Origin of the sequence: Acinetobacter sp. ANC 5054, assembly GCF_002135295.1 — a bacterium.
Classification (GTDB): domain Bacteria; phylum Pseudomonadota; class Gammaproteobacteria; order Pseudomonadales; family Moraxellaceae; genus Acinetobacter.
In genome coordinates this window covers 172,644-198,674 of record NZ_NEGG01000003.1, presented here as the reverse complement: position 1 = coordinate 198,674, position 26,031 = coordinate 172,644, and the positions used below count along the sequence as shown (strand labels likewise).

Here is a 26,031-nt window from a genome sequence, read left to right as displayed (position 1 = left end):
GAGAAAAAAGGTGGAAAAATTGCAGCAGTTTGCTATTGGTCAACGTTGGTTATCAGATACAGAAACAGAACTGGGTTTAGGAGTTCTTATTGATGTTGATGAGCGATCGGTCAGCATATTATTCCCTAAAAGTGATGAAACTCGTGTATATGCCCGCCACAATGCACCTTTATCTCGTATCATTTTCAATGTGAATGACGAAGTCCAAGACCAAGAAGGTCAAATTTGGGTCGTTGAATCGCTTGAAGACCGCGGTGGTGTGGTGCGTTATAACGCAGTCCGCAAACATACAGATGGTACAGAAGAACGTAAATCTCTCAATGAAACGCGTATTGGCGCGAGCATTCAGTTAGCAAAACCATTAGACCGTTTACTTGCAAGCCAAGTTGACTATAAAGAATGGTACGACCTACGTATTGAAGCATTGCTATTACAAGCCAATATGAAATCAAGCCCACTTCGTGGTTTGGTTGGTTCACGAGTTGGTTTGATTCCACATCAACTTTATATCGCGCATGAAGTCGGTAAACGTTTTGCGCCACGTGTATTACTTGCCGATGAAGTTGGCTTAGGTAAGACCATTGAAGCGGGTTTGATTATTCATCAACAGCTTAAAACAGGTCGTGCTGAACGTATCCTCATTTTGGTTCCAGATTCATTGCAGTATCAATGGATGATTGAAATGCGTCGTCGTTTCAATTTGCAATTTTCATTGTTTGATTTAACCCGTACAGCATCGATTAAAGAACATGATCCAGATTTAAATCCTTTCCTAACTGAGCAATGCATTATTGCCAGTGTCGATTTGATGATCGACCATGACGACTTGCGTGAACAAGCGCTAGAAGCTGGTTTTGACTTGTTGGTAGTCGATGAAGCACATCATTTAATGTGGTCAGAAGAAGAAGGCGGAAATGACCGTTATGACCTCGTTGAAGAACTTGCTGAAAAAACACCGGGCGTATTATTGCTAACAGCGACACCTGAACAATTGGGTGTGGAAAGTCACTTTGCACGTTTACGTTTACTCGATCCACAGCGTTTTAGTTCACTTGATCGCTTCTTAGATGAAGAAGAGCAATATCATCAAACGGCTAAAATTGCTGAAGTCTTAATGTCAGATCTGCCGCTTGAAGAAGGGCATTTCGCAGCGATTGAAGCTTTGTTAGGTCATCGTATTAGTGATGATCCTGAACAGCGTTTCCGTGCTATTCACGAACTATTAGATCGTCATGGTACCGGTCGTATTTTGTTCCGTAATACCCGTGAAGCGATTCAAGGCTTCCCTGGTCGTGACTGTCAGCCAGCGCCACTTCCTGCACCAGAAAACTGGTCTAAAGACGGTAAACTACGTGAACAAATGTGGCCTGAAGAAGCGCAGCTTGATGGCTCATGGATGGAACATGACCCACGTGTAATGTGGTTAATGGAACGTCTACGCACAGACTTGAAACACAAAAAAGTATTATTAATTGCACGTAGTGGTCCAGTAGTTGAATCACTGGAAAATGTCCTTCGTTTACATGCAGGTATTCGTACTGCCATGTTCCATGAAGGCATGAGCTTGCTTGAGCGTGACCAAGCAGCAGCCTATTTTGCTGAAGAGTCTTACGGTGCTCAAATCTTGCTATGTTCAGAAATTGGCTCTGAAGGTCGTAACTTCCAGTTTGCATCTGATCTTGTGTTATTTGATTTATCTGCAAACCCAGATGTGCTCGAACAACGTATCGGTCGTTTAGATCGTATTGGTCAAGAAAACCGTATTCAAATTCATGTGCCATACCTGATTGGAACAGCACAAGAACGTATGTTCCGTTGGTATAACGAAGCGTTAAATATTTTCTGCAATATTTCACCAACTGCACAGACGTTACAGGAAAACTTTATTGTTGACCTGAAAGATTGTTTGCTTGCCGACAAAGGTCAAGTATTTGAAGATTTACTTGAAGCTGTTGGCGTGCAACGTGAAGCTTTAGAAGCTGAACTTCAAGAAGGGCGTGACCGTTTGCTTGAGTACAATTCATGTCGTCCTATCGTGGCGCAAGAAATTGTGACAGCACTTGAAGATTATGATGACAACACGACTTTGCCAATGTTTATGAAACGCTTTATGGCGTCTACAAACATTGATTTTGATGAGCAAAGTAATGGTACGGTTATCATCAAACCAACAGATCAAATGCAAGTACAAGGTTTGACACTTGATGAAGAAGGCATGACAGCGACTTTCTATCGCGATCAAGCTCAAATTCGTGAAGATGCGCAGTACTTAACGCTTGAACATCCATTCACTGAAAGTGTGATGGAAATGATCAATACCCAAAGCTTTGGTAGTACCAACGTAGCAGTGTTGAAATCTGCTGCATTACCACAAGGTTCGGTGTTAATGGAAGTTTGGTTTAAGGTAGATGTCGTTGCACCTAAAGCATTGAATCTCCCAGCAAGCTTGCCACAGCAATTAGTACGTGTATTGTTGAGTGAAAAAGGTCAAGACTTATCACAAAAAATTGCTCCTGAAATTTTACGTCCGTATTTACATCATTTAGATGGCAACAGTTGCCGCCAAGTGGTAAAAGCACGTCGTGAAATCATTGAACAACGTTATACACAGGCGCTTGAAATTGCACGTGGTGCATTGCCACAATTTAAACAGCAAGCCAAAGAAATGTATGGCAGCAAATGGCAATATGAAATTGACCGTTTGACTTACCTTAAACAATTCAATCCAAGCATCCGCGAAGATGAAATTGCACGCTTGAAAAAATTCCAACAAGAAGGTTTAAATCTTCTTGATGGTCTGGCAGTGACACCAGAAGCGATTCAAATTATGGTCGTGGTTAAGCCGTAAGTTATTCTTATTGAATAAAGCCTAAAAGCACCTTCGGGTGCTTTTTTTATGGTTGAAAAATAAAAACTCCAAAAGAACAGTAGCGAAAAATTTGAGATTATTTAGGAACTATAAAAATAATAAAGCTGAAAAAGCGTAAAGAGTGGCAATGTCCTTACAAAATGTAGCGAATTAAACTGTCACTAAAGCCGTACGGTGCTGGAGAGTTAAGGCGACTTACGCTAAAATTCCTGCGAATTTCAACACATCATCAAAAGAATATAAAAATGAAATCATTAATTACTTTAGGTAGTAAAACTTCTCATGGCGGCGTTGTCACTGAATGCGAATCATCATTTGTAATTAATGGAATTGCAGTGCACTTAAATGGTATGAAGCATTATTGTCCTAAATGCAAAACAACCGTTACTGCCATTGCTGCGGACCAAAGTACCACGGTGAAGGGGCGCGGTGTGGTGATTGCGGGTGATAAAACGACGTGTGGTGCATCTTTTCTACCGAATCAAAATATGGTCGGTTCACAGAAGTAATTAAAATACCTGACTTTCAGGTCATGCTGTTGGAGTGATTAGCACTCGTTCACTGCCTAAAATCACTTTAAGCTAGGGCAGTCATCTCCTCATTCAGCGATATTCATGAAAACAGCAATACATTTCACCCATGCAAATGGAATACCAGCAGAGAGTTACCAAAAATTTCTATCAGGTCTTGCTGTTGAATTTGATGTAAAAGCAATTCCAATGATTGGCATGGATGAGCGTTATCCGATCACTAAAGACTGGCGATATTTAGTTGATCAAGTGATTGATGATATTGAACAGCAATTCCCGCAGCAAAAAGTCGTGGGCTTAGGGCATTCTTTTGGTTCCTTAGTCACCTTAATGGCGGCTTATAAACGACCAGATTTATTTTCGCAATTACTCATTATGGATCCTCCATTTGTGATTGGTCGGTATGCCGCTATTTTTGAATTAGTGAAAAAGTTAAATCTAAAAACGATTCATAAATTCACACCATCAGGTTTAACCTTGAAACGTAAAGATCATTGGAGCGATAAAGCACAAGCTTTTGAAGCATTAAGAAATAATCGTTTATTTAAAGATTTTGATGATCAGTGTTTTCAGGATTATTTTGATTCAGGTATCCAACCTGATCTTGTGCGTGGCGGAGTGACTTTGCGAATACCTAAGTTAATCGAAGCCGAGATTTTTAAAACTGTGCCAGCATGGTGGTGGCGTACACCGCGTAAAGCACCACAGTTGCCGATTCATTTAATCACGGCAGAGCACAGCCCTTTTTATAAACAAGGTTTTCCTCAAGCCATGCAAAAAATTTATAAAATTGAATATTCAGTCCTGCAAGGTGGGCACATGTTTCCCTTAGAACAACCCGAAAAAACGGCACGATGGGTAATGGATCATTTGAATCAGCAAGGTAATTTGAAATTTGCTTCCTGATCGCTCAAAATTTTGCACAAAAAAAGAGACCTTAATGGTCTCTTTTTTAATTCCAAATACGATGAATTACCGAATCTGAGCTTCATCTAAATGACGCGCACCTTCAAGAATCATACGAATCATAATCATGGTTTGTTCAGCAACTTCTTTACGTTCTTCAGCGGGCATATCGATGACTTTAGCACCCATATTAAACACCAATTGAGTAATACCCATGGCAACGATGTCAGGGTGTGCCAACTTGCTCTGATTTAAACGCTCTAGCAAAATTAAATCTTCTTTCAACTCTTGTTGGAAGTAATTTAACTGACGCTCCACGGCATTTTTATAAGAATGTGAACCTGTGTAACCTTCACGTAGGAGTAAGCTGAGATTACCTTCATCCTCATCAAGCTGTTCAATAAAAACTTCGACTGAACTACGAATAATACTGCTTTGACGAGATGCTTTAAGACGAGCTTCATGCAAAATCTGACGTAAAACGCCACCTGCACGGTCAATCAATTCAATCGCTAATTCATCAATATCTTTAAAGTGACGATAAAAGCTATTGGGCGCAATTCCAGCCTCACGTGCAACTTCACGTAAGCTTAATGAAGAAATGCTTTTTTGTGGACCAATGAGATTAAGCGCTGCCTGAAACAGTTCTTCCTTGGTAATGGTGGCTTTTCGACCGACTGTGCGAACAGCAAGTGGTGCTTCAGCTTCTGAATGTAAATCTTCTTGGTACATATTACCCATATTTGTCTGTGCAGACTGCGTCATATTTTTCAATAGATTAAAAACATTAACATATTATAGCGTTTGCTAATAGCTTTTGTGAGAATGCATATAAAATGTACGTTTGTATATACAAATATATATACATGTGTATAATAATTAAAAACCTCCCATGAGATGTATTTGACTATGCATGTACTCGAGAAAGCGAAAAAGCCTTTAAATGCACTGAAAGACAGTGTTATAGACGTGAATGCGGTGAACTTCTGGTTACAGAAATTTAATCCTTTGTGGTCTGGAAATCAGGCTTTAGGCAAGATTGTGCAGAAGGAAAATGCAGCAAATGAGATGGTTAGCCTCACAATTCAGGTCAACCGTTTATTTAAATTTGGGCTAGCGGGTCAGCATCATCCTGTGTTTATTACAGTGAATGGTATTCGCTATGAACGTACCTATAGTTTGACTAAACTGGATGATCAGCATGTTTTGCTTACAGTTAAGAAAGTAAATGCAGGTATCGCCAGCTCATGGCTTGTTGAGCAAGCACAAGTTGAAGACATTATTGAATTCGGTCAACCTTTTGGCGATATGACTTTGGCTAAAGCGCCAAGTCCATTGCTTTTACTTGCAGCGGGCAGTGGTATTACGCCTATGCTCAGCATGTTAAAAAGCTTGAGCCAAACCAAGCAGTTTGCAGAACAACCGATTCAACTGATGTATTGGGTGAAAAATCACGTCGATGCAGCATTTAAAGCACGTTTTGAAGAGTTTGCACATCGGTATCCAAATTTCCAATATCAAATTTTCTTCACCCAAGAAGAACATGCAGATGCACGTTTAAATGAAAGTTACGCGGCGAAAATAGAAAATATTGCAGGGCATACTGTATATGCATGTGGTCCTTCAGGTTTTGTTGCACAAGCTGAAGCATTATTCGGTCATGCACAATGCTTTATGAGTGAAGCATTCAGCATGAGTACATTGGCAAATGATGAAATTGGTTTTGTAAATATTACTTTAACCAAATCGAATAAAACCGTGAGCATTCCTAAAGGCCAGTCTATTTTGGCGAGTTTGGAACAGCAAAATGTGAAGCCCGCGCATGGTTGTCGCATGGGGATTTGCAACAAGTGTGTGTGCAATAAAGCCGAAGGTGCGACCAAGAATTTATTAAATGGTGCGCAAAACGCCGAACCGGGTAATACGCTAAAAATTTGTGTGAATTCAGCACAGTCTGATCTTGTTATTGATTTATAAGGTAGAAAAATCATGAATATGCCTGTAAAAATTGAATATTTTAAAAACCCTAAAAACCGTGAACTGACTCAGACTCAATTAGATGAGCTTGCACGTGAACTCGATGCAATCAAACAAGAAGTGCTAGATGATATTGGCGAGAAAGATGCCAAGTATATCCGCCGTGTTTATTCAACTATCCGTTATTCGTCTTTGGCTGGTCGTGCGCTGTTATTTGCTGGATGGTTCCCACCAGCTTGGTTACTCGGTACAGGCTTGCTTGGCTTTGCCAAAATTATGGAAAACATGGAACTTGGTCATAATGTTATGCATGGTCAATATGACTGGATGAATGATCCAAAATTCCATGGCCCAACATATGAATGGGATATTGTTGGTACAGCAGACAACTGGCGTCAAACGCATAACTATAAGCATCATACTTATACCAACATCAAAGGTATGGATGATGACATCGGTTATGGTTTAGTGCGTCTATTCCCAGAGCAACGTTGGAAACCGGGCAATCTTTTACAGCCGCTTTACAGTATTCCGTTCTGCTTGCTTTTCCAGTGGGGTGTTGCAATTCAAAACCTTGAAATTGGTAAGGTCATATATAAGCGTAAAACGTGGAAGCAATTTGTTGAAGAGTGGAAACCAACGCAGAAGAAAATTGGTAAGCAATTCTTTAAAGATTATTTCTTCTTTCCTTTGATTGCGGGTCCTGCTGCTTTGCCTGTATTCACAGGTAACTTGGTGGCAAATGGCATTCGTAATGTTTGGACATTCAGTATTATTTTCTGTGGTCACTTTACCAAAGACGTTGAAGTGTTCCCAAAATCAGTACTACAAAATGAAAGCCGTGGTCATTGGTATATGCGCCAAATTCGTGGTTCTTCAAACCTAACAGGTTCTGAAGCGTTTCATATTTTGACAGGCCACTTAAGCCATCAAATTGAGCACCACTTATATCCAGATGTGCCTGCACGTCGTTACCGTAAAATGGCGCCAAAAGTTCAAGCAGTATGTGAAAAATATGGTTTGAATTATAACAATGCCAGCTTAGTGAAACAGTACGGCAGTGTGATTAAACGCATTGTGAAGTACGCGTTCCCATTTAAAAAATAATCTGACGTAATTTATTGAGTGATAAAAAAGCCATGCAATTGTATGGCTTTTTTATGCGAAATTTTTAGAGGTTATTTGGATGTTATTTCTTGATATGAAATTGCAGGATTTTCATGAGGTTCATGTAATTGCCTTTTTTAGCGGCACGAATGACTTGCTCAATTTCTTCTTTCGTCCACATTTGGCGTGTCGCGGAGAAAGCAAACTGTGCAAATAAAACGAATGGATTTTCGCCAAATTTAAGATTAAGGCCTTTTACATATTTTGGGGGATTGAATTGATTCATATTCTATTCCGTCTTGTAATGTTGGACCGCATAATTTTTAATTATTGTGAAAAGTAACACGGAATATATACGGAGTGAAAGTAGAAATGTATCAATATATTTATATATTAGAATGACTTAATTTTAAATGCTTGATTGTTAAATCTGGTTAAATTATTGCTGTACATTTGTCTATTTAGTCCAGCGTTGGCAGGCATTTATCTTGTCCATTCATGAAATGATGAGTAGCAAGTTCAAACATAGCAAGGTCTTCATCGCTATTACCATAAGCATAAACTTGATCATATTCTTGTAGATTAAATTGCTCTAATACACGAAGTTTCTTTTGTTCACCACTGCAGTCCACTGTTTGATATAGACCGGTAAGTTTTTGATTTTGAAAAGCGGTTTCCGTACAAATGAGGTGTACACCCAGTTTATGCGCAATAGGCTTTAAATATAGGTCAACTGAAGCAGAAACCAGCACAACTTCATGACCAAGTTGCTGATGACGTTTGAGCTGTTGATATAACGGCGGATCTAATTGGGTCATCAATTGTTCAGCATAGTTTTCAGCAAGTTTCAGTATCTTCTGCTGATCCGTTTGGCTAAACATAGCTGCATACAGGCGAGGGCGCATGGCGTGCGCTGGGTATAAATTTAAATAATAACCTTGGATCCAAGGTAATATTTTTATCCCTTGTCTTACGATATGTCGTTTTGAAAGTGAATAGAAAATAAACCCTGTGAAACTGTCTTTATTGCACAGGGTTCCATCAAAATCGAATAATGCTAGAGCTTTAAGTTTTTGATGCGGCTCATACATGTTTGATAACGTCCATTCACACGAGTAGCAAACCAATTGGTATTGTAGTCACGGCTGAGTTTTGGCCCAGAGATAACCACTTCAGGCATCATGGCATAAAACGGTTGTTTGCCTGTTTTTTCTTGATACAGTTTTTTGACCGCTTTATAGGTGAGCGTATCTTCAAAATCATCATCTTTTTCTTTTTTCAAATCTGAACGAATTTGGCGTGGAGTTGCAATAACATTATTTTCAGCAAACACTGCAATTAGTGCTGTTTCAGACTGGCTTTTTGCAGAACGTGGTGAACCATCTTTATTGTAAAGCAGTAAATCACCGTCCAAACTCAGTTCTGCTGGAGTTAAGTCATTCAGCATACTTTGAAAGGCAGCATTTCGGCTTGAATACCGTCCAGAATTATAATCGGCAAAACGGTAAATGGGTTTGTCATATTCAGCAGGATACATCATGAGACGATGGATGCCGTAATACAGCCCACCGTATTGGCTATACATGTCTGTACGAAGCGCAGCAATATTACCACCTTGACGCTTATGGTCTTTCGCATAACCAATATGAACTTGCATAGAGCCAAGTGTTGTAATTGGATTTAGTTTTTCACCAATGTCTTGACCGACCAGTTTCGCCGCACCTGTTAATGCACTGACATGATAATGTTTGGACATGTAGTCAAATATTTCACGATACAACTCATCAAGTTCACGTTCAGTTTTAACACGTCGCATCTGGCTTAAATAGTTATCTTCAGGGCTAGGCTGATTTTTTAAAACATCTTGGAAATAGCCTGCAACAGTACCACCGATACCATCGCCCAATTTGTCTTTAAACTTTTCTTCTAGACGATCTTGTACTTCTTTAACTGCTTTTTCGCCGAGTCCAGGCACTTGAGGGTCTGCGACAAAGTTAGACTCTTGGTCGACTACCGCAACAATCGTACAGACATTTTCTTTGGTGGTTGGAATACCGAGCTGATCACTAATATCATAAATATCAGTGGCCCAAGATAAACGCTCATTGACACGAGGCGGAATAGCTTTCTTAATCTGCTCAGGTTCCATGGTTGGTTCATCTTTTGACCACCATGAACCATTGCCACAGGCACTTAGTCCTATGGATAAAGCAATTACAGATAAAGATTTAAAGCTTAAAGCAGACGAAAAAGGTTTATTCATATTTTCCAAAAACTCAGCCACGAAGCGGGCAAAGAAGCTTGAGCAGTATACTATGCGAATCACAAAAGTGATGGAGTATTATGTATATTGAGAGAAATCTGCTGTCAATATTTTTTAGTGAATAAAACTTTTAAAAACAAACGATTCATGCGTAATTATTGGAAAAAAACACAGATTTAGGATTTCTATAAGGTTTATTCAATCTATTTTTCACAGATTATTAAAATCAAATGTGTATACTAAGTTAAAACCATAAACTTTTAAGGGGATTCGAATGCCAGCTAAATTTTTCAATATTTTCTTGGGGTTAATTGCACTTGTGATGATTCTTGGTGCATTGATTATCAATTTTGGTTTTGACAAACCAATGGTGGAGTATTGGATTTTGTTATTACTCCCTTGTTTTGGCGTACCTATTTTGACCTCAGTACTTATTACTAAAGATGAAAGCTTATAAGTTTAAGTTTTTGAAATAATATAGTAATTTGTTCAGACCTTAGATTTTTGACTATTTAAAAAAGCTCACTTGATAGTGGGTTTTTTTGTTGTACCAGCATATTTATTTTATAATGTTGACATGTCAAAGTATCCCCTCAAATCAAAACTGCTGATTTCTTCTGTAATTTGGTCGACTGAACAAGACTGCTATTTAATCGAAAATTCACATTTAACTGTAGATGTCCTTGCACTACAGCTCAATTTTACTGTGGACGATATTCAGGAACGTAAAGAAATATTAGGATTGAATCGGCGTAATCGTCAGCTCAATCGATTGAAATGGCGTTAGCGAAAGATTTATTTTTTGCAATAAAAAACCCACATTCAGTGGGTTTTTACAAAATAATCTAAATTATTTTGCCGCAGCTTCTGAAGCAGCAGGAGCTTCAACAGCTTCAGTCGCATCTTGAGCAACTTCAGTTGTTTGAACCTCAGATGCAGCAGCTTCAACTTTTTGTTCTTCAGCGGCAAATGCAGTAGCGGCAGCAGTAGAAATAATAGTAGCGAAAAGAACTTTATTTAAAGTTTTCATAATGTATTCATCTGTTCATTTTATGGAAGACATAATTTAATGGGTAAGTTATGTTAAAAGTGTAATAATAATTAGGGTTTATGTTTCTCAAATGTTTAGGTGGGATGCGTTAAATATCAAATTGGTTCAATAGTTTGAAGTAAATCACGATTTTGGCTTTAGTTAAAATAAATGACCATTTTAGATTATTTAAAGAGTATAAAAAAAAGAAAACCCGAATGAATCGGGAAGTGTATTTTACGTTGTTATTACAGCAAAAGATGAAACTTTTTGCTTAGCTCAAATCTATCGCTGCATTATGACGACATGATGAAAAAATACTTATTATGTACAACGGATATTGAGTTTTTCACGATAGTAGTCAATTGAGATTTGTAGGTCATTGAGCATTTTTTCTTGTGTATAGTCTTGTGATGCAAGTTGCAACATGGCTGGCATATAGTGCTTTTTATATTCGTTCGGGTAGTCCTGACATAAGATTTTAGTTTTATCATCTATTGATATATTCGGTGCATCCAGTTGATCTAAATAATACCCGATTTTTTCATCTGATTGAGTAAAAGCGATTTGTGCGGAAGATGCTGTATTGTTTTGTGTGGTTGCGGCTTCGGCAGAAGAAATCTCTTCATTGGGTTTTTGGCAAGCAGCAAGACCTAAAGTTAAGCATATGACTAATACGATTTTAATTTTTAACATTCAGTTTTCCCAGATTGCATAGCAAGCTTAATTGCATCATTGAATTAATATAGCACTTAGGTCCACAATGCTATGATTTAATTGACGAGCATATAGACATATATATGGTTAGTCATATTGAGTTAGCTACGAAATAAGCCTTAGGCATGGAAATTTCGAGTCAAAATCACTAAACTATGGGCTTGAAAATGGTGCGTTATCAATTTTCTCATTTGAATTCCAAATCTACACAGTTTAGATTCTTCGTCATGAGTTCTCATGTCGTATTGCTAAATGATTTACTCATTTTTCGCTATTCGTAATCTGTTGAACATGTATTAGTTCGTTGATCATGCAGTTTCGTTGCGAATAGGCACTCATTTTTTGCACCATATTAAGACCTAGAGGTTTACACATTGAGTCAACATCCAGTTATTCAAGAATTATTCGATCGTCCAATCGAAAGAAAACTTTGGGTGGCACCAATGGCGGGTGTAACTGACAGACCTTTTAGAACACTGTGTAAATACTTTGGCGCAGGTCATGCAGTCAGCGAAATGATGACGGCAGACAAAACTTTGCGTATGAGCAAAAAGAGTCTATATCGTGCAAATTTTGATGGTGAAATTGCACCTATTTCAGCACAAATTGCAGGTTCTGATCCTGCTGAACTTGCAGAGGCGGCACGTTATCAAGTCGCGAATGGCGCACAAATTGTTGACATTAATATGGGTTGTCCAGCCAAAAAAGTCTGTAATAAATTGGCAGGTTCAGCACTGCTCAAAGATGAAGATTTGGTTGCTCGAATTTTAGATACAGTAGTAGCTGCTGTCGACGTGCCTGTAACTTTAAAAACTCGTCTAGGATATTTGAATGGTCACGAAAATATTCTAAGGGTGGCTAAACGGGCAGAAGAGGCAGGAATTGCAGCATTATCACTGCATGGACGTACCCGCGAAGACATGTATCTCAATACCGCACGTTACAGCCTTATTAAAGAAGTGAAGTCGCTGTTGACGATTCCAGTCATTGCCAATGGTGATATCGATACACCTGAAAAAGCCAAATATGTCTTGGACTATACAGGTGCAGATGCTGTCATGATTGGACGTGCGGCCCAAGGCCGTCCATGGATTTTCCGTGAAATGGGGCATTATTTAAAAACAGGTGAGCATTTAGCAGCTCCGAGTATTACTGAAGTGCGTGATGTATTGCTTGGACATTTATCTGAGCTTTATGGTTTTTACGGTGAATATTCAGGTTGCCGAATTTCACGAAAGCATATTGCGTGGTACACCAAAGGCTTGCGCTCAAGCAACGAATTTCGTCAAAACATGTATAAAGTTGAATCTACCGCAGATCAGTTTAAAGTGGTCGAAGACTATTTTAATAATTTGCTTGAACATGGGCAAATTATGAGTGATGTACAGGTCGATCAGGTAAATTTACTTGAAACCAAATAATAGATTATCAAAAAAAAGGCCCTCAAAATGAGGGTCTTTTTATACGGCACTTCAATTAGATTTTGTATTAATTAAAACGCATTTCTAAAACCAATTGATTGATGAGATCTGTCGCTTCTAGTTCACGTATTTGTGACACATTGGTTCCTGCCCAAAATGCGCCATACGCTTGTACGCCATGTTGGCTCGCTGCCGTATGCAATTGCTTAGCTAGATCATAAGTATAAGGATACGCTGGGACAGTTGGACGGTCAGGTGTATCGATATCAGTATGCCAATTATTAATAATGCCACGTGCAGGTCGACCTGAAATGCTGGTGGTAATTTGGGTAATTGGTGAATCAAACAAAGCTTTACGGTAGGCATCATTGGCATTCGAGCTTTTACATTGTACAAATGCAGTTCCAAGTTGTACCGCATCAGCCCCCAATTCCATAATACGATAAGCCTGATGACCATTCATAATACCGCCGGCAGCTATAATTGGACATTGAATATGCTGTTTGAGCAGTTGAATTAGGTCATGTGTTTTAACACTGCTATCAAAACTTTCATTAAATATCCCGCGATGCCCGCCAGCTTCAATGCCTTGTGCAATGACAATATCAATACCAGCGGCTTCAATCATTTTAGCTTCTGCTAAATTGGTTGCAGACACCATCGTAATAATGCCAGCCTGTTTCAATGCTTGAATTTGATGTGGATGCGGTATACCAAAATGAAAGCTCACTGCCTTAGGGCGAGTTTCCAGCACCAAATTTAAGAAATGATCATTGTCTTTAAAGCTTGGATAGATGCAATTAAGTGCTTCGGGCAATTTAGCATTAAATTCTGTAAATAATGGCTTAAATTGACCTATCCAACGTGCAGCGACTTGTTCATCCAATTCAACGCTGTCATGGCAGAAAAAATTGACTTGAAAAGGATTATCAGTGAGTTCCTGAGTCTGCAAAATTTGTTTTCTTGCATTTTCAACACTACTTGCACCCAGACCAAGAGAACCTAAACCGCCTTGGTTAGATACTTCTGCTGCAAGTGCAGGGGTGGAAACACCCGCCATAGGCGCAAGTAAAATAGGATGTTTGATGCCGAGTTTTTCTAGTAAAGTCATGCGATACTCCAGTCACTTTATTTACTTTGCCGAAGCCGACTTAATTAAGCAAATAATATTCGTTATTTCGTCATTGAATACCCAAATCGACTTATAAAAAATAAAACGACACCTCATGTCGTGTTAGTGATCAACAACATGGAAATTAAACCTTAGCGTTTTAAAATAACTATTAAATATTTTTTGAATTCTAGATAACTCCCATGTCTGAACGTATCCGTGAAAAGCTGCAAATATTGGCAGATGCGGCTAAATATGATGTGTCGTGTTCTTCCAGCGGCAGCAAACGCCAAAATAAAGACAAAGGTCTAGGCAATACTGGTCATGGAATTTGTCATAGCTATACCGAAGATGGTCGCTGTGTCTCTTTGTTGAAAATCCTATTTTCAAACGTGTGTATTTTTGACTGTGCCTATTGTGTGTCACGGCGCAGCAATGACGTCAAACGAGCGGCATTTACTGTGCAGGAAGTGGTCGATTTGACCATGAATTTCTATCGTCGTAATTATATTGAAGGCTTATTTCTGAGCTCAGGAATTTTTAAATCTGCGGATTACACCATGGAGCGTATGCTACAAGTGGTGAAAAAATTACGTCTTGAAGAAAACTTTAATGGTTATATCCACCTAAAAACCATTCCAGGTGCATCGCAAGAAATCATTACCGAAGCAGGTCTGTATGTCGATCGCATGAGTATTAATTTGGAAATGCCGACTGAAGATGGCTTGAAAAAATTTGCACCTGAGAAAACCCATGCAGAAGTACAAAAAGATTTGGGCGTGGTACGTGATCGCCTGATTCAACTCAAAGATGAACGTAAAGTGATTCGTTCTGTGCCGAAATTTGTGCCTGCTGGTCAAACCACACAAATGGTGGTGGGTGCGCATCAAGAGTCAGATCGTGATGTGATTTTAATGGCGGATCGGCATTACAAAGAATTTAAGCTGAAACGTGTGTATTACTCAGGTTATATCCCGATCAATGAGGAAGAACGGGCTTTACCTGCGGTTGGTTCTGCACCGCCATTGCTGCGTGAAAATCGCTTGTATCAAAGTGATTGGCTCATGCGATTTTATGGTTTTGAAGCGACTGAATTGGTCGATGAGGAACACCCAAATTTAGAACTGGATATCGACCCGAAACTTGGCTGGGCGTTACGTCATCCTGAAGCTTTTCCTGTCGATATAAACAGGGCGGATTATCAAATGATTTTACGCGTTCCCGGAATTGGTGTGCGTTCAGCCAAGAAAATTGTGCAAGCGCGCCGCTTTGGCAAAATTCATATCGATCAGCTTAAGCGTATGGGCGTGGCATATAACCGCGCACAGCATTTTATTCGCTGTGAAGATACGCCAAAATTCATTCGTGAGCAGCAGCCTCATCAAATTCGTCAGCAAATTTTACAGAGTGGTCAATCTAAATATACGCAGCAAATCAGTCCACAACTCAATTTGGGTTTTTAAATGATTCAGGCATTGCGTATTAAGAACCATTTAGTGCATTGCTTGCATAAGTGGGTAGGATAGTTGTGTGAGTATTTATCGCTTTGATGGCACGATGACTGGATTACTTAGCTGTATATTTCGTGCTTTTCAATTTAAAGAATTTGATGTGCAGGTATCTACTGATGCAAATGTGCAAAAAGGTTTGTTTGCCGAACTGATTGATGTTACGAGTTCAGATGAGCAGGCACAGCGAGTCTGGCAAGGACTAAAACTCAAAGCTTCTGAAAGTGCATTAAAGCAGTTTTATTATGCCTTTTTGTCTGAGCAGCAAGAGTCCTTTCAGCATTGCTTTAATTTTGCGGTTTATGTATTTCAAACGCAGCGTGATGTGTCAAAAAATTATGGTCATGTTGATGTGCTGGGCATGAGCCAATGGGCCAAGCAAGTGGGGCGAGAAAAGCATCGTATGGAAGCGTTTGTGCGCTTTAAAAAATGCAAAGACGGCCTGTTTTTAAGTTTGGTCAAACCTGACTTTAATGTGCTACCGATTATAGAATGGCATTTTAAGGCACGTTATCAAGATCAGCGTTGGCTGATTTATGATGAGCAGCGAAATTACGGGATTTATTATGATTTGAAGCAGGTGCATCAGGTTAATATGGATGCGCATGTAATTGATCAGCAAATCGAAATTGGTCATAGCCAGTCTTTCAGCATTGAGTTGGATGATGAAGAGGTGCTGTATGATCAATTGTGGAAAGACTATTTCCGTAGCGTCAATATTGAAGCGCGCAAAAATATGAAACTGCATATTCAATATGTTCCCAAACGCTATTGGCGTTATATGAATGAGAAAAACCTTTAGTGGAAATTTCAGGCATAATGATCGTGCTTTTGATTGTTTTTGAGTGATGTATTGATGAAATTATTTCTTGTTGCAACTGTATTAACGACGGTGATGCTGACGGCATGTTCTGCCAATGAACAGGAAAAGAAGACTTTAAATCCACAAAGCTATCAAGTGGCAGATAGGGCAGCTTTACAACAACGCTTTGAACAGTTAAATCAAAAATTAGCTTCCGATTTTGCTCAACTCAAAAAAGTAGAGAGTCTAGCGTTTTCAGATCAGTCTGCTTTAGATGTAAATAATTTAAAAAGTTTGAATCAGCACTTTGTGGCAAGTACGGCTTTAAAGCCGTCTAAGGTCGCTTATTGCGATGTTATGAATGGCTATTTTGCAGAGATGTATCATCTCGGGCATTTTAATTTGGATAAAGTAAACGCTGTGAAATTGCCAAATGCGGGCAATGAAGATTTGAGTCAAGTGTTTGCAAATAGCGATCAGTTTTATGATTTTATTATCAACCGCTACACCACTTATAAGCAGGCACAAGAGACCATGCAATATGGTTGTAATTTAAAGGCGGCTCTAAAATAATAAGTACGAAAATGCATAAGCTTTAAATTTCAGCCATAAAAAAGCCCCTAATGAAGGGGCTTTTTTGCTTTTAACAGCCTATTCGTTTTTAACAACCTGTAAGTTTTTCAAGTTGTGGACGTTCGCCTGGGAAGAAGATTGGGCGAAGTTTAACGCCAATACCATTACCAATAAATGCGAAGATTAACCATAACCAGCCGTGTAAACTACCTGAAGCAATACCACTGAAATATGCGCCAATGTTACAACCATAGGCCAAACGTGCGCCATAACCTAATAACAAACCACCAATCACGGCAGCTAAAAGCGAGCGTTTAGGAATATTAAAGTTTGGCGCAAATTTACCCGCAAGACTTGCTGCTAAGAGTGCACCCAACATAATGCCGAAGTTCATCATTGACGTTACATCAAACCATAACGACTCAGCCAATGATTTGGCATTCGCAGGTTGCTGCCAGTAGGCCCATGAAGCCACATCAATACCCATTAGGCTGGCAGATTTTGCAGCCCAAACTGCAAGGGCAGAAGTGACACCCCAAGGACGGCCAGCAAGTGCAAGCGTTGCAAAGTTCAGTACTGTCAGGATAATGCCGCCCCACACCAATGGCCAAGGACCACGGAGGAAACGTTTCCAGCCATGATTTACACTTTGCGGCTCAACTTCGAGATTGCCATGTCGCTTTTTCTCAAAGTACACCGTTGCCGCTGCAATAATCGCGAATAGCACAAAGTTCAACAATAGAGCAGGCACGACACCTAAACTTTTTACCAAAGAAATCGGTTCAAAGTGTGGAAGATCAAACCACCATTGAATATGTGAAGTGGCAATCAAAGAGCCTGTACAGAAGAAAATGAGCGTAACAATCATACGCGCACTACCAGCACCGACGGTATACAGTGTACCTGAAGCACAGCCACCGCCGAGTTGCATGCCAATACCAAAGATAAAAGCACCAATCATCACTGACATAGAAACGGGATTGACGTTCCCTTTAACAGGGTTGCCAAAAAGTTCGCCTGCGCCTAGCGCTGGAAAGAACAGCAAGACAGCTAAAGCTAGCATGATCATTTGTGCACGTAGGCCACGACCACGACGTTCTTTAAGAAAAACGCGCCAGCTTGAGGTAAAGCCGAATGACGCATGATAAAGCGTCATACCTAAAGCACCACCCACGAGGAAAAGCAATGCTTGGTTAATACCAACGATTTGATATGCACCAATAGTACCGATAATTAAAAAAATAAAGGCCACCCAAATCGATATGTTCGATCGATTGGCTGGCGCTGCAATAATAGACATGGGAGAAAATGCGAAAAAAAGAAAGTGTTTCTATTTTACGGTTTTTATATATTGTAAAAATAAATATTGTTGAATAATCATGCAAATATTGCTGTGTATATCTGATTTAGAATATTTGTAAAATTGATAATAAAGCTTTTAAATTGTGTCTGCTTAGGATATTAAATAGGATTTACATTAAATAATGAACCAATCCAGCTCGAGAACAGCATCGCTGCAATACCCCAAAGTACAACGCGTAAACAGCCTTTAAGTAGGGAAGTACCTGCAGCATAACTGGCTAGTGCTCCTAAAATCGCCAAAGATAAAACGCCAACGCCCATCACGACTTTTTCAATATGTTGTTCAGTGCTGATCAGTATCGCTACCATTGGAAATAAGGCACCGATCGAGAATGCTGCTGCTGAAGATAAAGCGGCTTGAACAGGTTTGGCTGAGGTGTTGTCGTGAATGCCAATTTCATCTCGAGCATGGGCTTCAAGTGCATCATGCGCAGTTAATTGAACTGCTACCTCATGAGCAAGTGTTGGTTCCAAGCCCCTATGGATGTAAATTTGAGTGAGTTCTTTAAGTTCTAACTCAGGATTCTTTTGTAATTCTTTATGTTCCATATGCAAATCGGCTTTTTCGACATCTTCTTGCGATTTCACAGAAATATATTCGCCAGCTGCCATAGAAGTTGCACCAGAAATTAATCCGGCAATACAGGTTATGAGTAGGGTGTGACTAGATGCGCCGCTGGCTGCCATGCCCATAATTAAACTGGTGACTGAGATAATGCCATCATTCGCACCCAGTACAGACGCACGGAGCCAACCTGTTCTGTGCATATAGTGTGATTCTGAATGATGTGAATATGACATTATTTGCTCTTAATGAATTGTTATTAAAAAGTTTGCAATAGGGTGAACCGAATAGGGTTAAACTTCAAGTCACTTTTATACAATTTTTTCTGATATTTCAGCAATTACAGACAAAAAAAGCCCCTGAATAGGAGCTCTCTTTTGCAAAGATTATTGCTGTGCTTTTTCTTTCACATTTGCAGCACCTTGTTCAACTGCACCAGCAGTCGCAGCAGTTGCCTCTTTAGCCGCTTCTTTTGCATTGTGTGCAGCAGCTTCAGCATGTTCAGCAGCGTTGTCAGCAGCAACAGCGGTATCATGAGCAGCATTATCAACGGCAGTAGCTGTTGCAGAAGCTGCTTCAGAAGTTGCATTTGCAATATCATGGCCTGCTTGGTCAGCAGCATTTTCTATGTGTTCGCCAGTTGTAGCGCCCGTTTCAGGCGCTTTATCTTTATTACAGCCAACAAGAGCAACAGTCGCAGCTAGACCTAAAGCAACAAGTAATTTATTCATGGTGTTATTCCTCATTTTTGTTATGCCCTGTAGCAAGGGCTGAAATAATATTAGCTGAAAAAATATTCAAATATCGATCAAAAATTGTTGATTTAGTGTAATTTTTATCCATTTTGCTTTACCTTTGGAACGTTGATTTTAGTCAGGATTTAATCACTCATTTTGAATGAGGTCCTTGATAGAAGCTGCAATGAGGTAGATAAATTCACTGTCATCATGACGCCATAAATAAATTTCTTCTGTCAATTGTGTGTTTTCGGCCCGCATCAATAAATAATCACCTGCATCGTTATGTGCAATGGCAACACTATTGGCAGGGAAATCCTCGATTTCACGAATTGATTTGTTTTCTTCTACAAGATGACCCATTGTGCGCTTAATTCGTTTTATATCGCTGGTGTCTTGGAAGGGAAAAAGCCACCAAGCTTCTATTTCATCTCCTTCTTCATATTCATCAGAGTCTGACATGCTAATGCCGAATTCGCCGCCATTATCAATTTGCATTTTGGCTTTATACTGTTCCGGAAAATTGAAACCTAATTGTTCTTCAGTGGCGATAATAAATTTATAGTCTAATGGAAAGGGCATAATCGCATTCTTCATATATTTTTGTATTTATATTAATAATTTAGGCTTAGATTGAAGTCAACGTTATTTTGATTATGTTGTAGACAATAAAAAAGCCTGCAATGTGCAGGCTTTTTTAAAGAAACAACTAAAAAATTAAAGGCCAGCAGATGCTTTAAGCGCTTCAACTTTGTCAGTTTTTTCCCATGTAAATGCAGTGTCTGAACCTTCACGGCCAAAGTGACCATAAGCAGCAGTTTGCTTATACATAGGCTGGATTAGATCCAACATGCGGGTAATGCCATATGGGCGTAGGTCAAAGTGCTCACGAACCAATTGAACAATCAGTTCATCAGACACTTTACCTGTGTTGAATGTATTGATTGAAATTGACGTTGGTTCTGCTACACCAATCGCATAAGACACTTGGATTTCACATTTGTCAGCAAGACCAGCAGCCACAATATTTTTAGCAACATAACGACCAGCGTATGCAGCTGAACGGTCAACTTTCGATGGATCTTTACCAGAGAAAGCACCGCCGCCATGACGCGCCATACCGCCGTAAGTATCAACAATGATTTTACGACCTGTTAAACCACAGTCACCTACAGGGCCGCCAATGACGAATAGACCAGTTGGGTTGATGTGGAATTTAGTACCAGCATGGAACATTTCAGCAGGAATAATTTTCTTCACAATTTCTTCAATCACAGCTTCTTTCAAGTTTGCTTGAGAGATTTCTGGATCGTGCTGGGTAGAAAGTACAACAGCATCTAAGCGTACAGGTACACCATTTTCATAAGCAAACGTTACTTGGCTTTTCGCATCTGGGCGTAACCAAGGTAAAGTGCCGTCACGACGTAACTCTGCTTGCTTTTCCATTAAACGGTGAGCATATGAAATTGGGGCAGGCATTAAAACATCAGTTTCACGGCTTGCATAACCAAACATTAAGCCTTGGTCGCCAGCACCCTGATCTTCGGGTTTTTGACGGTCAACGCCTTGAGCGATTTCAGGAGATTGCTTACCGATCATGTTAATGACCGCACAAGTTGAACCATCAAAACCTAAGTCAGTATGATGATATCCAATGCCATTTACGGTATGGCGAACGATTGCTTCAAAGTCAACGTTGGCAGTTGTTGTGATTTCACCAGCAAGTACTACAGCACCTGTTTTTACAAGCGTTTCACAAGCAACCCGTGCATAAGGGTCTTCTTTTAAGATTGCATCCAAAATAGCGTCACTGATTTGGTCAGCCATTTTATCTGGATGGCCTTCGCTTACAGATTCCGAGGTAAATACAGCGTACTCGCGCATAAGTCCTATCACAGTTAAATTCAAAAGACGCAATATGTTACATCGAGATTGACTTGAGGACTAGCATCACACGACCAAAATGGGTGAATTTAATTCATTTTCATTACTTTTTAATTGATATAAGCATCTAAAAAATTGATATGAGATAACAAAGCACAAATTTTTTGAATTATGCCGCAGTATTGTCGACTTATATATTATTTCGATAATTCTACAATTGATATGGATTGATTTTGAGTTGAATGCTTTTCATTTTAATTATTTGAATAATCTTTATGGTGTCTAATTATGTGACATATTGCCCATAAATGTCACTAAAAGACGAATTTATCATTATTTAACTGGTGTAAGGTATTTATTTATAAGGTTTTTATGTGCTGGCATAAAAATTGCAAAATTTCCATATTGTTATATGGGGGTATAACTATGAAGCAGGCAGGATTCACTTTAATTGAAATCATGATTGTGGTGGCGATCATTGGAATTTTGGCGGCTATAGCAACTGTTTCTTATAATGGTTATGTCGCTCGTGCGCAGGTAGCAGAAGTTCTCGGGATGATATCTCCTTATAAATTAAAGTTAATCGAACAATATTCTGAAGAGCAATCGTGTGCAGACTTAAATATTGCACTTAATGAAAGTATCAGTACCAAATATATTGCTAAGAGTGAAATTGCTGATGTGGCAGGGACCTGCTCCGTAGTTTTTACTTTTAATGCAACAAATGTAAATTACGTACTTCGTTCAAAAAATATTTATTTCAGTATTCCAGATGGTTTAAACGGTGCTTGGAACTGTAAATCGAATGACATTTCGCAGCGTTATTTACCTGTCTCATGTCAAGGTATATAGATTAAAATGCTTTGAAAATTATCCATAAGGTTGAGTATTTTAAAGGTCTCATAATTTTAAGAAAATCCTATTTAAGAATACTTGCTTTGCATGTGATAGAAATTAAATTTAAGGGATCTGATACGGTCTGTTTCATTAATCCAATTTTTCACTTTATTTATTCCAGCACTTTTAAGTTTCGTCATCATTTGGACAGATTGAAATACTACTGTATATAAAATAAACATGGCTTCTGGGCTTGAAGTTGGGTAATTTGTGCCCAAAATACAAAAGGTGTAGGAATTATTAGCGAAATATTGCCCTTGAGGCTTTACCCATTCCGCTTTTTTTAAGACAATATGCGCATCTTTGAATTCTTATTCATCTTAATCTTTAAACCATTTGTTTGGACTCTGACCTATGACAACCCCGCTTAACGAACGTCGTATTGCAAACGCAATTCGTGTATTGGCAATGGATGCTGTGCAAAAAGCAAATTCAGGACATCCAGGTGCTCCAATGGGGATGGCAGATATTGCTGATGTGGTATGGCGTGAATTTCTAAACCACAACCCTGCAAACCCACAATGGGCGAACCGCGACCGTTTTGTATTGTCTAACGGCCATGGTTCTATGTTGCAATATGCGCTATTGCACTTAACAGGTTATGAACTTTCAATTGAAGATTTAAAATCTTTCCGTCAATTACACTCTAAAACTCCAGGTCACCCAGAACTTGGTTATGCACCTGGTATCGAAACTACCACTGGTCCATTAGGTCAAGGTATTGCCAATGCTGTTGGTTTTGCACTTGCTGAAAAAACTTTAGCAGCTCAATTCAACAAAGAAGACATTAAAGTTGTTGATCACAACACTTACTGCTTCTTGGGCGATGGTTGCTTAATGGAAGGTGTTTCACACGAAGCATGTTCATTGGCGGGTACCTTAGGTCTAGGTAAACTTATTGCTTACTATGATGACAACGGCATCTCAATTGACGGTGAAGTAGAAGGTTGGTTCTCAGACGATACAGAACAGCGTTTCCTAGCTTACGGCTGGCAAGTGCTTAAAGTTGATGGTCATGATGCTGATGCAATCCGTGCTGCAACTGTTGAAGCAAAAGCTGAAACTGCTAAACCTACATTAATTATCTGTAAAACAGTGATTGGTTTGGGCTCACCAAACAAACAAGGTAAAGAAGATTGCCACGGTGCGCCGCTAGGTAATGACGAAATTGCATTAACTCGTGAAGCTTTGGGCTGGACTGAAGGTCCATTTGAAATTCCTACAGACGTATATGCTGCATGGGATGCTAAAGCGAAAGGTACTCAATCAGAATCTGCTTGGAATGACGTATTTGCAGCATATGCAGCTAAATACCCAACTGAAGCAGCTGAATTAAAACGTCGTCTTGCTGGTGATCTTCCTGCAGACTTCGTTGCTAAAGCTGATGCTTATATTGCAGAAGTGAATGCAAAAGAAGAAACCATTGCAACACGTAAAGCAAGCCAAAATGCCATTCAAGCATTTGCACCACAACTTCCAGAAATTTTAGGTGGTTCTGCTGACCTTGCAGGTTCTAACCTGACTTTATGGAAAGGCGCGGAAGGCGTTGAATCTAATCCAGCGGGTAACTACGTTCACTACGGCGTACGTGAATTTGGTATGACTGCAATTGCGAATGGTGTAGCGCTGCATGGCGGTTTCGTTCCTTATGTTGCAACATTCTTAATGTTCATGGAATATGCGCGTAATGCAGTACGTATGTCTGCATTGATGAAACAACGTGTGATCCATGTTTATACCCATGACTCAATCGGTCTAGGTGAAGATGGTCCTACACACCAACCTGTAGAACAAATTGCCTCTTTACGTGGTACACCAAACCTAAATACATGGCGTCCATGTGACACTGTAGAAGCGTCTATTTCTTGGAAATCTGCGCTACTTCGTTCAGAAGGTCCTACAGCGTTAATCTTCTCTCGTCAAAACTTACCATTCCAAACACGTACAGCTCAGCAAATTGCTGACGTTGCGAAAGGTGGTTATGTATTGGCTGAAGAAAAAGGCGAATTAAAAGCAATCATCATTGCGACTGGTTCAGAAGTTTCATTGGCAATGGATGCTTACGCTCAACTTGACGGCGTACGTGTTGTTTCTATGCCATGTGCTGAAGAATTCGTAAAACAAGATGCGGCTTACCGTGAAGCAGTTCTTCCATCAAATATCCGCGCTCGTGTTGCTGTTGAAGCTGCACATGTAGATTACTGGTGGAAATTCGTTGGTCTTGATGGCCGCGTAATCGGTATGACGACTTACGGTGAATCTGCTCCAGCGAAAGACTTGTACAAACACTTCGGCATTACTGCTGATGCAGTTGTTGCTGCAGTGAAAGAAATTACAGCTTAATCCTTCGCGATTAACTGTAGATAAAGACGCCCCAGTAAAAGGGGCGTTTTTTATTGCTGAATTTTCCAGTGCTTAGTTTTGAACAATTCAGCGAAGTTATATAAATAACGATTTGTAACGAATGAATTAAATCAAAGGTTTAAAATTGGTTTAATTCATACAGTATTCAGTCATGGGTGAAATAAAGACCCAAGTGAGGAAATGATGAGCCTTTACGATCAGATAAATGAAGAAATTGTCTTGATGGATGCTGGTGAACAGAAGTGGATTGGTACAGACCTAGAACTTGCAGAAATGGTTGCTGTAGAACTGATGTTGCAAGATTTGCAGGAAGATAAGGTGATCAAGATACGTCGCAAAAACCATGAGAAGCATACAGGCTTAAAGCAAGTTGACCGTATTTTGGTTGAGAAGCTGTAAATCCTAAAAAGAAAAAGCCCTATAATGGGCTTTTTATAATCTAAAAAATAGTCATGAGCAATGGATAAGTAGGATAAAGATGGATGAACTGAACTGGCTTCATCATGTTTTTAAAAATATAGGATTAGAATCAAAAACGAGTAATATAAAAGCATTAGATTTTCTGTTTAGTTTTAGAAAATGTGTTGAATACATTGTCTTTTCTTTGATGATTTTATTAAACAAATTAAGATATCAAATGATTCTCATGAATTAGAGACTCTATTTGAAGATTTAAATCAATTGAATTGGAATGAAATTGATCGTTTGCAGTTTAAAGAAAGTGAATATTATTTTTTTCTTAGAATAAAAGTATTTATGTTAGGTTTAAGTCAAAATTGTGATGAGCAAGAAAACTTATATTGGCTTGAATATTTTCAAAGCAAATTTTTAGAATGTTATAACCAATAAATGTATTATGAAAAAACGATAGATCTCTTTCATAAATAAAAAATGATCGAAGCCTAATAGAGATAGGGGGAAGGATAAGCAATGACACTCGCAATTGAAATTAAGCCTTTACAAAATATCAGCAAAGAGCAGTGGATGCCGTTATGGCAGGCTTATCAAATATTTTATAACGCAAATATTCCTGAACATGTCAGTCAAAATACGTGGAATAAGTTGGTCAGTCATGATGTGCCACAGATGTATGGCTTTGCAGCGATATTAAATAATCAAGTGGTTGGTATTGTACATATCATTGAGCATGACAGTTGCTGGACCATTAAACCTTATGCCTATTTACAAGATTTATTCACCTTAGAGGAATACCGTGGTCAAGGCATTGCTCGAAAGCTGATTCAACATGTTTATGATATTGCCATGGCGCGTAAATGTGACCGCGTATATTGGCTGACACATGAAACCAATGAAATTGCAAAGTTGCTCTATGACCGTGTAGCGAAAAAGACAGGATTTATACAATATCGGATGTAAGCTCGCGTTATTTTTAAACATGAAATTTAAA

27 protein-coding genes and 1 pseudogene are annotated in these 26,031 nt (G+C 39.2%); 16 read left to right on the top strand and 12 right to left on the bottom strand.

The window, feature by feature from the left end; all coding sequences use genetic code 11:
- Positions 1–10 precede the first annotated feature (10 nt).
- From rapA to B9T33_RS04655, 3 genes are all read left to right on the top strand, one after another.
- Positions 11–2,848 carry an RNA polymerase-associated protein RapA gene (gene rapA, locus B9T33_RS04665; RefSeq protein ID WP_086177791.1) on the top strand — a complete coding sequence of 946 codons (2,838 nt, stop codon included), beginning with the start codon at positions 11–13 and terminating at the stop codon, positions 2,846–2,848.
- A 266-nt stretch (positions 2,849–3,114) separates the two neighbouring features.
- A complete protein-coding gene (locus tag B9T33_RS04660; protein ID WP_086177790.1) occupies positions 3,115–3,378 on the top strand; it encodes a PAAR domain-containing protein in 264 nt (87 codons plus the stop codon).
- 105 nt (positions 3,379–3,483) lie between these two features.
- A complete protein-coding gene (locus B9T33_RS04655) occupies positions 3,484–4,305 on the top strand; it encodes an alpha/beta fold hydrolase (RefSeq protein ID WP_086177789.1) in 822 nt (273 codons plus the stop codon).
- Positions 4,306–4,371: 66 nt separating this feature from the next.
- Here B9T33_RS04655 and fabR read toward each other — a convergent pair whose 3' ends face one another.
- Positions 4,372–5,070 carry an HTH-type transcriptional repressor FabR gene (gene fabR, locus B9T33_RS04650; RefSeq protein WP_086177788.1) on the bottom strand — a complete coding sequence of 233 codons (699 nt, stop codon included), beginning with the start codon at positions 5,068–5,070 and terminating at the stop codon, positions 4,372–4,374.
- A 144-nt stretch (positions 5,071–5,214) separates the two neighbouring features.
- Between fabR and B9T33_RS04645 the strand changes: the two genes are divergently transcribed.
- Positions 5,215–6,282, top strand: coding sequence for a ferredoxin reductase (locus B9T33_RS04645; RefSeq protein ID WP_086177787.1), 1,068 nt, complete (start codon positions 5,215–5,217; stop codon positions 6,280–6,282).
- Between the two features lie 12 nt (positions 6,283–6,294).
- A complete protein-coding gene (locus tag B9T33_RS04640; RefSeq protein ID WP_086177786.1) occupies positions 6,295–7,389 on the top strand; it encodes a fatty acid desaturase family protein in 1,095 nt (364 codons plus the stop codon).
- Between the two features lie 82 nt (positions 7,390–7,471).
- On the opposite strand, the gene B9T33_RS04635 is transcribed toward B9T33_RS04640, so the two are convergent.
- From B9T33_RS04635 to B9T33_RS04625, 3 genes are all read right to left on the bottom strand, one after another.
- A complete protein-coding gene (locus B9T33_RS04635) occupies positions 7,472–7,675 on the bottom strand; it encodes a hypothetical protein (RefSeq protein ID WP_086177785.1) in 204 nt (67 codons plus the stop codon).
- A gap of 175 nt (positions 7,676–7,850) precedes the next feature.
- Positions 7,851–8,480, bottom strand: a complete 630-nt coding sequence (locus tag B9T33_RS04630; protein WP_086177784.1) for an HAD family hydrolase — start codon at positions 8,478–8,480, stop codon at positions 7,851–7,853.
- Entirely contained in the window at positions 8,447–9,652 is a 1,206-nt protein-coding gene (locus B9T33_RS04625) for a DUF1615 domain-containing protein (RefSeq protein WP_086177783.1), read from the bottom strand. Before B9T33_RS04625 ends, B9T33_RS04630 begins: the two co-directional genes overlap by 34 nt.
- Before the next feature lie 274 nt (positions 9,653–9,926).
- Here B9T33_RS04625 and B9T33_RS04620 point away from each other — a divergent pair, with 274 nt between their 5' ends.
- Positions 9,927–10,109 (top strand): hypothetical protein, encoded by a 183-nt coding sequence (locus B9T33_RS04620; protein WP_086177782.1) that lies wholly within the window; start codon positions 9,927–9,929, stop codon positions 10,107–10,109.
- 120 nt (positions 10,110–10,229) lie between these two features.
- On the top strand, positions 10,230–10,439 hold the full coding sequence (locus B9T33_RS04615) for a hypothetical protein (protein WP_086177872.1): 210 nt from the start codon (positions 10,230–10,232) through the stop codon (positions 10,437–10,439).
- A gap of 63 nt (positions 10,440–10,502) precedes the next feature.
- Here the strand turns inward: B9T33_RS04615 and B9T33_RS04610 are convergent, their stop codons facing one another.
- Positions 10,503–10,682: a hypothetical protein gene (locus tag B9T33_RS04610; RefSeq protein WP_086177781.1), complete on the bottom strand. Its 180-nt coding sequence runs from the start codon at positions 10,680–10,682 to the stop codon at positions 10,503–10,505.
- Positions 10,683–11,006: 324 nt separating this feature from the next.
- Positions 11,007–11,378, bottom strand: coding sequence for a hypothetical protein (locus B9T33_RS04605; protein ID WP_086177780.1), 372 nt, complete (start codon positions 11,376–11,378; stop codon positions 11,007–11,009).
- A 437-nt stretch (positions 11,379–11,815) separates the two neighbouring features.
- Between B9T33_RS04605 and dusB the strand changes: the two genes are divergently transcribed.
- Entirely contained in the window at positions 11,816–12,820 is a 1,005-nt protein-coding gene (gene dusB / locus B9T33_RS04600) for a tRNA dihydrouridine synthase DusB (protein ID WP_265733590.1), read from the top strand.
- A gap of 67 nt (positions 12,821–12,887) precedes the next feature.
- On the opposite strand, the gene B9T33_RS04595 is transcribed toward dusB, so the two are convergent.
- Complete coding sequence (locus B9T33_RS04595) at positions 12,888–13,931, bottom strand: NAD(P)H-dependent flavin oxidoreductase (protein WP_086177778.1); 1,044 nt, start codon at positions 13,929–13,931, stop codon at positions 12,888–12,890.
- A gap of 203 nt (positions 13,932–14,134) precedes the next feature.
- Here B9T33_RS04595 and B9T33_RS04590 point away from each other — a divergent pair, with 203 nt between their 5' ends.
- The 3 genes from B9T33_RS04590 (at position 14,135) to B9T33_RS04580 (ending at position 16,814) form a co-directional block, all read left to right on the top strand.
- Positions 14,135–15,394 (top strand): putative DNA modification/repair radical SAM protein, encoded by a 1,260-nt coding sequence (locus B9T33_RS04590; RefSeq protein WP_086177777.1) that lies wholly within the window; start codon positions 14,135–14,137, stop codon positions 15,392–15,394.
- Positions 15,395–15,461: 67 nt separating this feature from the next.
- Positions 15,462–16,241: a TIGR03915 family putative DNA repair protein gene (locus B9T33_RS04585; RefSeq protein WP_086177776.1), complete on the top strand. Its 780-nt coding sequence runs from the start codon at positions 15,462–15,464 to the stop codon at positions 16,239–16,241.
- Positions 16,242–16,295: 54 nt separating this feature from the next.
- A complete protein-coding gene (locus B9T33_RS04580; protein WP_086177775.1) occupies positions 16,296–16,814 on the top strand; it encodes a hypothetical protein in 519 nt (172 codons plus the stop codon).
- Between the two features lie 88 nt (positions 16,815–16,902).
- On the opposite strand, the gene B9T33_RS04575 is transcribed toward B9T33_RS04580, so the two are convergent.
- From B9T33_RS04575 to metK, 5 genes are all read right to left on the bottom strand, one after another.
- On the bottom strand, positions 16,903–18,114 hold the full coding sequence (locus tag B9T33_RS04575) for a YeeE/YedE family protein (RefSeq protein WP_086177774.1): 1,212 nt from the start codon (positions 18,112–18,114) through the stop codon (positions 16,903–16,905).
- Between the two features lie 161 nt (positions 18,115–18,275).
- A complete protein-coding gene (locus tag B9T33_RS04570; protein WP_086177773.1) occupies positions 18,276–18,977 on the bottom strand; it encodes a VIT1/CCC1 transporter family protein in 702 nt (233 codons plus the stop codon).
- Positions 18,978–19,127: 150 nt separating this feature from the next.
- On the bottom strand, positions 19,128–19,472 hold the full coding sequence (locus tag B9T33_RS04565; protein ID WP_086177772.1) for a hypothetical protein: 345 nt from the start codon (positions 19,470–19,472) through the stop codon (positions 19,128–19,130).
- A gap of 153 nt (positions 19,473–19,625) precedes the next feature.
- On the bottom strand, positions 19,626–20,060 hold the full coding sequence (locus B9T33_RS04560) for an SMI1/KNR4 family protein (RefSeq protein ID WP_171263571.1): 435 nt from the start codon (positions 20,058–20,060) through the stop codon (positions 19,626–19,628).
- A gap of 135 nt (positions 20,061–20,195) precedes the next feature.
- Positions 20,196–21,362 carry a methionine adenosyltransferase gene (gene metK / locus B9T33_RS04555; protein WP_086177770.1) on the bottom strand — a complete coding sequence of 389 codons (1,167 nt, stop codon included), beginning with the start codon at positions 21,360–21,362 and terminating at the stop codon, positions 20,196–20,198.
- A gap of 426 nt (positions 21,363–21,788) precedes the next feature.
- Here metK and B9T33_RS16670 point away from each other — a divergent pair.
- From B9T33_RS16670 to B9T33_RS04535, 5 genes and pseudogenes are all read left to right on the top strand, one after another.
- Positions 21,789–21,870: pseudogene (locus B9T33_RS16670) on the top strand (prepilin-type N-terminal cleavage/methylation domain-containing protein); the annotation flags it as partial.
- A gap of 47 nt (positions 21,871–21,917) precedes the next feature.
- On the top strand, positions 21,918–22,214 hold the full coding sequence (locus B9T33_RS04550; RefSeq protein WP_228145784.1) for a pilin: 297 nt from the start codon (positions 21,918–21,920) through the stop codon (positions 22,212–22,214).
- A gap of 399 nt (positions 22,215–22,613) precedes the next feature.
- The gene (tkt, locus tag B9T33_RS04545) at positions 22,614–24,602 is read left to right on the top strand and encodes a transketolase (RefSeq protein ID WP_086177768.1); all 1,989 of its coding nucleotides are present in this window, start codon (positions 22,614–22,616) and stop codon (positions 24,600–24,602) included.
- Between the two features lie 204 nt (positions 24,603–24,806).
- Positions 24,807–25,022, top strand: coding sequence for a hypothetical protein (locus B9T33_RS04540; RefSeq protein WP_086177767.1), 216 nt, complete (start codon positions 24,807–24,809; stop codon positions 25,020–25,022).
- Between the two features lie 531 nt (positions 25,023–25,553).
- Positions 25,554–26,000, top strand: coding sequence for a GNAT family N-acetyltransferase (locus B9T33_RS04535; RefSeq protein WP_086177766.1), 447 nt, complete (start codon positions 25,554–25,556; stop codon positions 25,998–26,000).
- Positions 26,001–26,031: the final 31 nt, after the last annotated feature.